Genomic DNA, 10,762 nt, shown 5'->3' with positions numbered 1-10,762 from the left:
GGTAAGAAGGGATCATGAATGATAACTGATAACTGATAACTGATAACTGATAACTGATAACTGATAACTGATAACTGATAACTGATAACTGAAGTGACCCTAACTTTTACAATTCCTTGTCAAAACTGTATTTATCGCGAATTTGTCCGACAAAAAACTGTCCTTTCGATGGTGCGGACTGAAAATCTTTATATACTGCCAAAGGTAGATCATGATAAAGATAGATACCACCGTGATTAAATTCCACTTTCAGAATTTTTTTGTCCTGATCGTAGTCAAAAGATTTAATCGCTGTACTTTGACTTTTTAATAAGGGGAAAGCAATCACATCGCGAATACTGGCAGAATCGGTTAATAAGCTAAACGGCTTTTACTTCGGATCACCGATATAGACTCCAAAAGGGTTATAGCTATTGGATCATGCAGGTTAAGCGCCGTTTAGCTTAACATGATCAGGCGATCGATGCCAATTCCTAAGCCTCCCGTGGGGGGCATTCCGTATTCTAAAGCGGTTAAAAAGTCCTCATCAACTCCCTGCGCTTCCAAATCTCCAGACGCTTTTTTGAGTGCCTGTGCTTCCAATCTTTGCCGTTGATCGATGGGATCGGTTAACTCAGAAAAACTATTAGCTAATTCCCGTCCAACCACATATAATTCAAATCTTTCCACGAGGTCAGTTTTTGAGCGATGAGGTTTAGCCAAAGGGGAAATTTCCACGGGAAAATCTAGCACAAAAGTGGGCTGTATTAGGGTTTCTTCGACTTTTTGTTCAAAAGCTTCATTTAATAGCTTACCGATGGTTTTACAGTCCTCTGGAACGCCAATGCCGGCATTTTCTGCGGCAATACGAGCCGACTCGAAATCCTCAAAACTATTAAGGTCAACCCCGGTTATTTCTTGGACTAATTCGTGCATAGTCACTCGTCGCCAAGGAGGAGTTAGGTCAATTTCCCTGTCTTGATAGGTGATTTTCAGCGTACCTAAAACATCTTGTGCAGCGTTAACAATAATGTTTTCGGTTAACTCCATCATGTCATAATAATCGGCATAGGCCTGATAGATTTCGATGGAAGTAAACTCGGGGTTATGTTTAGTAGAAACCCCTTCATTGCGAAAAATTCTGCCTAACTCGAAGACTTTTTCAAAACCACCCACTATTAATCTTTTTAGATGTAACTCGGTGGCAATGCGGAGATATAACTCCATCTCCAGCGTATTATGATAGGTGATAAACGGTCTAGCATCGGCTCCTCCCGCTTCACTTTGTAGCACGGGAGTTTCAATTTCAATAAAACCTTCTTGGTCTAAATATCTGCGAATGGCAGCGGTAATTTGGGCGCGACGGCGAAAAGTTTGTCGCACTTCCGGATTAACAATTAAATCTACATATCTTTGTCGATAACGTTTTTCTACATCGGTTAAACCGTGCCATTTATCCGGGAGAGGTAAGAGGGATTTGGTGAGAATTTCGTACTCGTTTACATAGATAGATAATTCCCCGCGTTCTGTGCGTTTAATTGTGCCTTTTGCTCCTAAAATATCCCCCGTATCGGTCAGTTTAATCACCGTGTTAAAGGCATTCGGCACGGCGGCCATGGTTTCACTAATGCGTTTTTTATCGAGGTATAATTGAATCGTTCCCGTTTCATCTTGCAGGTTAAAAAAGGCTAGTTTACCCAGAATTCTTCGGGCAATAATCCGACCAGCAATTGCTACTTCAGCGCTAATTTCTTCCCCCGGTGCTAAGTCAGCGTACTGCTCTTGTAGTTGTTGAGCGTGAGCGGTAGATTTCCACTGGTAAGCGTAGGGATTTAAGCCAGCTTTTTGCAATCCTGCCACTTTTTCTAAACGAGCGTCCCGGATTTCTTCGAGGGTAGAGGAGGGTTGATTTTCAGGATTTTGTGCTTGAGATGCCATCGTTTTCTAAGAGGAACAATTCTGGGGAATTTTTTAGGTGTTGGGTGTTGGGTGTTGGGGTTTTAGGGTTTTAGGGATTTCAGTTATCAGTTATCAGTTATCAGTAAACAGTTAAGTAAGTGGTTTCAATTAAATTGAAGATAGATTTTGTCTTTGATCCCCCCTTGATAAGGGGGGTGCCGATCCCCCCTTAATCCCCCCTTGATAAGGGGGGTGTCTGGCAATTTTTAACACCTACCTACTTATCAGTTTACTGTTTACTGTTCACTGCTCACTGAAAAATTATCGTCCCATTTCTCGCTTTAATTTTTTCAATTCTTCTTCCATTTCCCATTCTTTAAATTTTAGATCGAGATTATCGTAGTTCGAGCGCTGATAGTCCGATTCTTGGGGTTGATCCCAAAAAGTGGTTTCCCAGTCACGGGACTGATTTTTAGGGGCTTTTTCGGCTTTAATTTGCACTTCTTGACGACGTTGTTGGACCTGTTGCAGTAACTCTTGGGATTGACTCAGACGTTTTTTCACCCCTTCCATCCGTCCCCAAAGTTGATTACCCTGACGAAATAGGGCCGCCTCGCGTTCACTAGCAGCCTTCAGCAAGTCCTGCCGTCCAGCAGCCTTAGCCTTATCAATTCTAGCGTGCCAAGTTTGGATATCTTGGGCAGTGGCCAAAATTTGCTGTTCGAGACGTTGACGCTCATTTTCTAGGGCGCTAATCAGTTTAGCAGTATCGCGCTCCTGTTCGCGCAGTTGTTCTACCAGTGCCTGTAATTCTAATTGGGGATGACTTCTGAGAAATTCTTCCAGTTGGGTTTCAAGAAAGCGACTGACATCATCAAATAGATTGCCCATCTGTGCAATATCCTAATTTTTCAATTAAAGTCTAGGAGCGATTTTAGTCCCCCTCTTTTTAGCATAGGCTAGATCAACCCTAGGTTTAAATATATTTGGAAAAAGTAGTACAAAAATCTTATTCAGCCGCGGGTTAGGGACGGGGAAACCCGTATAATAAAACTAGAGTAATATTTCCTGAAACCCTCTTAATTGTTTGACTTAAGTGACAACTTCACCAGCTTGGACAGAACGCATCGGTTATCAACGGGATTGGGTGTGGCGCGGTTGGCAGATTCGTTATAGTTTTATGCCGGCAAAAAACCCCCAAGATGCCGATAATCCCCCTTTAATTTTACTGCACGGATTTGGAGCAGCGATCGAACATTGGCGCCATAATATTCCTATCCTCAGCCAAAATCATCGAGTTTACGCAGTAGATTTATTAGGTTTTGGTGGTTCGCGCAAAGTACAGGTTCCCTATAGCGTTAATCTCTGGGTGGAACAAATACACGATTTCTGGCAAACTTTTATCAATAGACCGGTGGTATTAGTGGGAAATTCGATCGGTTCTTTAGTTAGTATGGCCCTAGGGGGTAAATACCCGGAAATGGTAGCCGGATTAGTTATGCTCAGTTTACCCGATGTCAGCCGTCGGCGGGAAATGATCGCCGATTGGTTATTAAATATCGTCACTCCCATCGAAAACTTTTTCACTTCTCCTTGGCTATTAAAACCGATTTTTTACTATCTGCGTCGTCCGCAAGTCTTGAAAAAATGGACAGGAATCGCCTACGAAGACAAGAAAGCAGTTAGCGACGAATTAGTACAAATTATCGCCGCCCCAACCCTAGATGAGGGGGCAGCTGAGGCCTTTATTTCCCTAGCACAAGCTGTCAATCATCCCGAATATTGTCCACCGGCAAAGTTAATTTTACCACGCTTAGAAATCCCGATTTTATTGTGTTGGGGCAAACAAGATCGCATGGTTCCCGTCCAGTTAGCTCCGGGTTTTGTCTCCCTTAATCCTAGGATTAAATATGTAGAATTTGACCGGGCCGGTCATTGTTTACAGGATGAATGTCCTGACCGTTTTAACCCAATTTTATTAGAGTGGCTAGAATCTGTTGCTGTTCTTTGAGAGAATAGGGAGAGTGATTGTTGGTGATAGTCCTATGCAAACCTTGGAATCGACGCTCAAACCCCCCGCAACTGCCTCCGAATTCGACACCACGATTCACCGACGCAAAACCCGTCCCGTCCGGGTAGGTAGCGTTACCATCGGTGGTGGTCATCCCGTGGTCGTGCAGTCGATGATTAACGAGGATACCCTTGATATAGATGGTTCCGTGGCCGGTATCCGTCGCCTCCATGAAATCGGCTGTGAAATTGTCCGCGTCACCGTGCCGAGTCTGTCCCACGCCACCGCTTTAGCTAAAATTAGGGAAAAACTGCTCGCCACCTATCAACCTGTGCCGTTAGTAGCCGATGTACATCACAACGGCATGAAAATCGCTCTAGAAGTGGCCAAGCACGTCGATAAAGTGCGGATTAACCCCGGTTTGTACGTTTTCGAGAAACCGAAAGCCGACCGCAGCGAGTACAGTCAGGCAGAATTTGATGAAATTGGCGAAAAAATCGCCGAAACCCTGAAACCTTTAGTAGTTTCCCTGCGAGATCAAGATAAAGCGATGCGAATCGGCGTTAACCACGGTTCTCTGGCCGAAAGAATGCTCTTTACCTACGGTGACACCCCCGAAGGAATGGTACAGTCGGCTTTAGAATTTATCCGCATCTGCGAATCCCTCGATTTTCGCAATCTGGTGGTTTCCCTGAAAGCTTCCAGGGTGCCAGTTATGGTAGCCACCTATCGTCTCATGGTTAAGCGCATGGACGAGTTAGGTATGGATTATCCCCTACATTTGGGGGTTACTGAGGCAGGAGATGGGGAATACGGACGAATTAAATCCACTGCCGGGATTGCCACTCTCTTAGCGGACGGTATTGGTGATACGATTCGCGTTTCTCTGACGGAAGCTCCCGAAAAGGAAATTCCCGTCTGTTACAGCATTCTCCAGGCCCTGGGACTGCGGAAAACCATGGTCGAATACGTCGCCTGTCCTTCCTGTGGTCGCACTCTTTTTAATTTAGAAGATGTTCTGCAGCAAGTGCGGGCAGCGACTCAACACCTCACCGGACTCGATATCGCCGTTATGGGTTGTATTGTCAATGGACCGGGAGAAATGGCCGACGCAGACTATGGTTATGTGGGGAAACAGGCCGGTTATATTGCCCTTTATCGCGGTCGCGAGGAAATTAAACGCGTCCCCGAAAGTGAAGGTGTAAGCGAGTTGATTAATTTAATTAAAGCCGATGGCCGTTGGGTAGAACCTTAATTAGTTTTACCGGTAGGGGTTGACATCGATTCAACCCCCGATCATCGGCGAGGATTTGTTACAATAGAAAGCTTGCTAGAAATTGCCGCCCCAGAGAGTTCATGCTACCCACACGCGATTGTGTTCGTCAAACCCCCGCCTACACTCCGGGAGAACAGCCCCAAACCGCGGGATTTACCAAACTTAACACCAATGAGAATCCCTATCCCCCACCGGCGGAAATTTTTGCCCACTTGCAAGAGCAATTAGAGAAAGTCCGACTCTATCCCGATCCTATCTCCAAAGAGTTACGGCAAACGGCGGCGGAATTATACGGCATAGCAGCCGATCAGATAATCGCGGGTAATGGCTCCGATGATATACTTAATATCGCCCTGCGAACTTTTGTTAACCCTTGCGAAAGCGTCGCTTTTTTAGATTTAACCTATTCCCTTTACGAGACAATTGCCCGGGTACACGGGGCAAATATTATCGAATTTCCCACTAATGATAAATTTGCATTGGAAGGACCGATTATTTGTCCGGAAGCTAAATTAATTTTTCTGGCTTCCCCTAATCCTCCCCTCGGTAAACATCTTGATCGCGACTATTTAGAAGCAACCTGTGCTAATGCGTCGGGATTGGTATTAATTGATGAAGCTTATGTGGATTTTAGTGATGACAATCATCTCGATTTTCTCTCCCGTTACGATAATGTCATCATTAGTCGTACCATGTCGAAAAGTTATAGTTTAGCGGGGTTAAGAGTCGGTTTCGGGTTTGCTTCCAGGGCCATTATCGAACAGATGGATAAGGTGCGTGATTCCTATAATTTAGATCGCATCGCTCAAACTTTAGCCACAGCAGCTTTAAAACACCATAATTATTTTGAGCAAGTTTGGCAAAAAGTCCGTCAAACCCGCGGCCGTTTAATTACTTCTCTGCGCGAGTTGGGATTTATTGTTTTTGACTCGGAAGCTAATTTTATCCTCGCTTCTCCCCCCCAGATTAGTGCCAGTGAGTTATATAATCAACTCAAAGAGCGTCAGATATTAGTGCGATATTTTAAACATCCTCGCATTCAGAATTATGTGCGGATTTCTATCGGCACTGATGAGGAAATCGATCGTCTTTTATCTGCTATTCAAGAGATTATGGGAACAAATTAATCTCTATTTCCGTCAAGGTTTTATTAACACTTTAAACCCTGATAACTTCTTGAAAAAAAAGGCTAGATCGATCGGAACAAAGCAGCGACAAACAAGGGTCTAATGGCCTGTCGTTTCTCCCGATTACTAGCCTTGGCTATCAAGATTATTAGTCCGACAAAAGGATTAAATACTAGCGCACAAATTTTTGAACTTATGCAATTTTATCCCCAAGGAATCACAGTTCAAGAATTGAGTGAGCGCTTAAATCGTCCCGTTTCTATGCTCAATCTTTGTCTAAAATCTTTGGTCGCTTCTAAAAAAGTCGTGGCCAAAAAAAATCATAATCAGTGGGTCTATACTAGACCTATTGTAAAAATCAAAAACTGTTGTTAGGGTTAGGAGTCGGTCGTCAGGAGTCAGGAGATAGGAGATTATTTTATTTATTCTCCCCACACCCCACACCCTGTCCCCACGAAAAACTTTTTCAGCAGACCCTAATTATTACCCCTATTGCTGAATAACTATTTTAGGCTGTAGATAGTATTCATCTTCTGCGACAACTATCTCACCAATGCCGAGAAATTGAGCCTCTAAAGACTCCACAGCAACCAGAGAACCGATTATAACATTTGTATCGGTGAGATTAATTTTTCTGCCGTGAAACCAATCGATAACTCTTTCTGATGTCAAAGAAATCCAGTCTAGATGTGCCAAGGCAATGCGAGGTGAAATTAAACCCTCGGAATTAGCCATTAAAGCTTCCAGATTAATACTATCGGCTAATTGAAAACCACAGCTTTCCGTGCGCGTTAAACTGGCTAAAGTGCCACCGACAGCTAACACCTTGCCCAAATCTCTGGCCAGGGAACGAATATAAGTCCCCGATCCACAGTGAATATCTAGCTCTATTTGCGGAAATTCGCCCTCTAACCAGCCTAAAACCGTAATTTGGTCAATTTTGACCTGACGAGGCTCCACTGCGATTATTTCCCCTTTGCGCGCCAATTCGTAGAGACGGCGACCATCCTTGTGAATAGCACTATACATCGGCGGAATCTGGGCAATATTGCCAATAAATTCCGCTAAATGGGGCTTAACCGCCTCTAAAGTTAAATCGGGCCAGGGACAAGTGGCGATCGCTTTTCCCGTAATATCATCGGTATCGGTGCTGAGTCCTAACTGGATTTTTGCCCGATAAGCCTTATTTTCGGGTAAATAGGCCAGTAATCGGGTGGCAGCCCCGACGGCGATCGGTAAAACTCCCGTAGCCATAGGATCTAAAGTTCCGCCATGGCCGACTCGTTTTGTCTTAAGAATTTTTCGGACTTTGGCCACGCAATCGTGAGAAGTCCAATCGGGGGGTTTATTGAGATTTAAAAAGCCAAACATTATAAATTATGAATTATGAATTATGAATTATGAAGTGGGGTGGTGGGGTGATGGGGTGATGGGGAGAATAGATAAAAGCAATCTCCTCAATTCTGAATACTGAATACTGACGGCTGATATCTAAAAATCTGACGTATTAAGTAGGGAGGCGCAATTATTTATAGGATGGGTTAGCGGTAGCGTAACATGATCGGGCGTTGGGCTTCATGCTGAAAATAGTTAAAACCCTACACCCTACACCCTACACCCCACACCCTGCCCCCACCGAAAACCTTTTGCCGCAAACCCTACTTATATAATTGCATAACTTCGCTTAAAGGTAAACGGGAACGAACACCGATAGAAAGGTCAGAAAAATGACCAAGATCATAATGATCAACGGCAGCACGAGCAATCATAGCGGCGTTATCGGTACAGAGTTTAAGCGGCGGAAAATAGACGGTTAAATGATGATTTTTGGCGGCAGTTTCCAGATGATTTCTTAAGGCACTATTGGCCGCCACTCCTCCCCCGATTGCGATAGTTTTTAAGCCATAATCTAAGGCACAATTGATTGTCCGACGGGTTAAACTTCTGGCTACCGTATCTTGAAAACTAGCGGCTATGTCAGCTACAGGTAAATTATCTGGCTCGAATTTCTCTACTAAGCGCAAAACAGCAGTTTTTAAACCACTAAAACTGGAATCGTAGGCATGAAAACCGCCGGTTGGTAAAGATATTTTACCCTCAGGTAAGGGAAAAGCTTGCGGATTACCATCTTTAGCCATGCGATCGATTATCGGACCACCCGGATAACTCAAGTTTAATAATCGTGCCACTTTATCAAAAGCTTCTCCGGCTGCATCATCTCTAGTGGTTCCTAATTGTTGATATTTGCCGCAGGCCTGCACATGGATTAAACTGGTATGACCCCCAGAGACTAAAAGAGATAAAAAAGGAGGTTTAAGATCAGATTCAGCGAGATAGGAAGCATAGATATGACCTTCGAGATGATGAATGCCGATAAAGGGTTTATCGTGAACAATAGCCAGGGTTTTGGCTGCCGTCATTCCCACCATTAAAGCACCTACTAAACCGGGAGCAACTGTGGCGGCTATTCCATCAATTTCTGACCAAGTTAAACCCGTTTCTTGCCAAGCTTTTTCTAGACAAAAATTAATGGTTTCTAGGTGTTGTCGGGAGGCCATTTCCGGCACAACACCGCCATAGAGACGATGGAGATCAATTTGAGAAGAAACCACACTACTCAACACCTGGTTATTGTTAACAATAGCCACAGCCGTTTCATCGCAACTGGTTTCGATCGCTAAGATAATTGTCATAAATTAATCAGTAAATCGTCAGACACCCCCCTTATTAAGGGGGGATTAAGGGGGGATCCATCTTTAATTTAATTATAACCACTTACTTAATTTTGCTTAGGTACTTAATTAAAGTTATCGTTCAGCAATTTCCATAGCCACCACCGCCGGGGGTTTCAATAATAAAAATATCACCAAGGTTCATTTCTACAGTCGCAGTACCGGACAATTCTTCGATAGTTCCATCGTTTCTTTCCACGGCATTACGTCCTATTTTACCGGCTTTTCCTCCCGCTAGTCCAAAGGGGGGAATCTGGCGATTACCCGATAAAATATTAGCAGTCATGGACTCTTGAAATTTAATTCTTCTAATCACACCATCACCTCCAGAATATTGTCCCTTGCCGCCACTATCGGGGCGAATGCTAAAACTTTCTACTAACACAGGATAGCGCATTTCTAATACTTCCGGATCGGTGAGACGGGAATTAGTCATCTGGGTTTGCACGGCAGCGGTTCCCGCAAAATTTGCCCCCGCACCAGAACCGCCACAAATAGTCTCATAATATTGATATTCTTGATTACCAAAAGTGAAATTATTCATCGTCCCTTGGCTGGCTGCTTGAATGCCTAAAGCACCGTATAAAGCATTAACTATTGCCTGGGAAGTTTCTACATTTCCCGCTACTACGGCCGCTGGATAAACGGGATTAAGAAAACAGCCAGACGGGATAATTAAATGGAGGGGTTTGAAACAGCCAGCATTTAAAGGGATTGCCTCCTCCACAAGGGTACGAAAAACGTATAAAACCGCCGCTCTTGTCACTGCTAGGGGTGCATTAAAATTATTATTTAACTGGTCAGATGTGCCAGTAAAATCAATGGTTGCTTGACAATTATCAATATCTATGCTAATTCTGACCTTGATGACAGCACCGTTATCCAGATAATAAGTAAATTCACCATCTTTCAGGACAGATATAGCTTTTCTAACCGCTAATTCCGCATTATCTTGAACGAACTGTTGATAGGCTTTAACCATAGCTAATCCGTAGCGCTCAACCATATTATGTAATTCTCTTTCCCCCTTGGCATTAGCGGCTATTTGTGCCTGAAAATCGGCAATATTTTGGGCGATATTGCGTGCAGGAAAAGGACTATTAGTTAAGTGATTAATTAATTCTTGTTCCCGAAACTGTCCCGCTGCTACCAGCAAAAAATTATCGAATAAAATTCCTTCTTCGCTAATATGGACAGAATGGGGAGGCATAGAACCGGGGGTAATTCCACCGATATCAGCTTGATGTCCCCGGGAGGCAAGATAAAATAATATTTCCTGATTTTGGCGGTCAAAAATAGGACTAATTACTGTGACATCCGGCAGGTGAGTACCGCCATTATAAGGATTATTAGCTAGATAAACATTCCCCGGACGAATCGTCTCACCTTTATCCTGAATTAAGCTTTTGACACTATCGGCCATAGAACCTAAATGGACGGGAATATGAGGAGCATTTGCGATTAAATTTCCTACCTCATCAAAGATAGCACAGGAGAAGTCTAGGCGCTCTTTAATATTGACACTTGCTGCCGTATTTTGGAGAGTAATCCCCATTTCTTCGGCAATAAATTGATAGAGATTTTTAAAGATTTCTAGATAAATAGGATCGGCAACGGTAGTTATTTCTGTGCGGTGAGAATTGAGAGGGGACATAGGAAAGTCAGTTATCAGTTATCAGTTATCAGTTATCAGTTATCAGTTATCAGTTAGCTGTCTATTGTCTTTTTTCTCCTCCTG

General features: G+C 43.6%; 8 protein-coding genes and 1 pseudogene. 4 read left to right on the top strand and 5 right to left on the bottom strand.

The window, feature by feature from the left end:
* Positions 1 to 106 precede the first annotated feature (106 nt).
* Positions 107 to 1,917 (bottom strand): annotated as a pseudogene (lysS, locus tag PX636_RS21000) (lysine--tRNA ligase).
* 282 nt (positions 1,918 to 2,199) lie between these two features.
* The gene (locus tag PX636_RS20995; RefSeq protein WP_002797241.1) at positions 2,200 to 2,769 is read right to left on the bottom strand and encodes a TIGR04376 family protein; all 570 of its coding nucleotides are present in this window, start codon (positions 2,767 to 2,769) and stop codon (positions 2,200 to 2,202) included.
* A gap of 205 nt (positions 2,770 to 2,974) precedes the next feature.
* Here PX636_RS20995 and PX636_RS20990 point away from each other — a divergent pair, with 205 nt between their 5' ends.
* The 4 genes from PX636_RS20990 (at position 2,975) to PX636_RS20975 (ending at position 6,667) form a co-directional block, all read left to right on the top strand.
* Positions 2,975 to 3,889, top strand: coding sequence for an alpha/beta fold hydrolase (locus tag PX636_RS20990; RefSeq protein WP_288118688.1), 915 nt, complete (start codon positions 2,975 to 2,977; stop codon positions 3,887 to 3,889).
* Between the two features lie 34 nt (positions 3,890 to 3,923).
* A complete protein-coding gene (gene ispG / locus PX636_RS20985) occupies positions 3,924 to 5,144 on the top strand; it encodes a (E)-4-hydroxy-3-methylbut-2-enyl-diphosphate synthase (protein ID WP_052277721.1) in 1,221 nt (406 codons plus the stop codon).
* A 101-nt stretch (positions 5,145 to 5,245) separates the two neighbouring features.
* Positions 5,246 to 6,292, top strand: coding sequence for a histidinol-phosphate transaminase (gene hisC, locus PX636_RS20980; protein WP_288118685.1), 1,047 nt, complete (start codon positions 5,246 to 5,248; stop codon positions 6,290 to 6,292).
* Positions 6,293 to 6,394: 102 nt separating this feature from the next.
* Positions 6,395 to 6,667 (top strand): winged helix-turn-helix domain-containing protein, encoded by a 273-nt coding sequence (locus PX636_RS20975; protein WP_194018129.1) that lies wholly within the window; start codon positions 6,395 to 6,397, stop codon positions 6,665 to 6,667.
* Between the two features lie 114 nt (positions 6,668 to 6,781).
* Here PX636_RS20975 and truB read toward each other — a convergent pair whose 3' ends face one another.
* The 3 genes from truB to PX636_RS20960 all read right to left on the bottom strand — a co-directional run bounded on the left by truB (position 6,782) and on the right by PX636_RS20960 (position 10,678).
* On the bottom strand, positions 6,782 to 7,663 hold the full coding sequence (truB, locus tag PX636_RS20970) for a tRNA pseudouridine(55) synthase TruB (RefSeq protein ID WP_288118684.1): 882 nt from the start codon (positions 7,661 to 7,663) through the stop codon (positions 6,782 to 6,784).
* 287 nt (positions 7,664 to 7,950) lie between these two features.
* The gene (gene tsaD / locus PX636_RS20965) at positions 7,951 to 8,985 is read right to left on the bottom strand and encodes a tRNA (adenosine(37)-N6)-threonylcarbamoyltransferase complex transferase subunit TsaD (RefSeq protein WP_288118683.1); all 1,035 of its coding nucleotides are present in this window, start codon (positions 8,983 to 8,985) and stop codon (positions 7,951 to 7,953) included.
* Between the two features lie 121 nt (positions 8,986 to 9,106).
* Positions 9,107 to 10,678, bottom strand: coding sequence for a hydantoinase B/oxoprolinase family protein (locus PX636_RS20960; RefSeq protein ID WP_288118681.1), 1,572 nt, complete (start codon positions 10,676 to 10,678; stop codon positions 9,107 to 9,109).
* Between the last annotated feature and the right edge of the window lie 84 nt (positions 10,679 to 10,762).

Origin of the sequence: Microcystis sp. M53598_WE2 (assembly GCF_030067735.1) — a bacterium.
GTDB classification, from domain to species: domain Bacteria; phylum Cyanobacteriota; class Cyanobacteriia; order Cyanobacteriales; family Microcystaceae; genus Microcystis; species Microcystis aeruginosa.
This window is presented reverse-complemented; position numbering and strand designations above follow the sequence as displayed.

Bases quoted from the DNA above. Each gene is read 5' to 3' on its own strand.
- PX636_RS20995 (WP_002797241.1), bottom strand. From the start codon at position 2,769: ATGGGCAATCTATTTGATGATGTCAGTCGCTTTCTTGAAACCCAACTG.
- ispG (WP_052277721.1), top strand. From the start codon at position 3,924: ATGCAAACCTTGGAATCGACGCTCAAACCCCCCGCAACTGCCTCCGAA.
- PX636_RS20960 (WP_288118681.1), bottom strand. From the start codon at position 10,678: ATGTCCCCTCTCAATTCTCACCGCACAGAAATAACTACCGTTGCCGAT.
- truB (WP_288118684.1), bottom strand. From the start codon at position 7,663: ATGTTTGGCTTTTTAAATCTCAATAAACCCCCCGATTGGACTTCTCAC.
- hisC (WP_288118685.1), top strand. From the start codon at position 5,246: ATGCTACCCACACGCGATTGTGTTCGTCAAACCCCCGCCTACACTCCG.
- PX636_RS20975 (WP_194018129.1), top strand. From the start codon at position 6,395: ATGGCCTGTCGTTTCTCCCGATTACTAGCCTTGGCTATCAAGATTATT.
- tsaD (WP_288118683.1), bottom strand. From the start codon at position 8,985: ATGACAATTATCTTAGCGATCGAAACCAGTTGCGATGAAACGGCTGTG.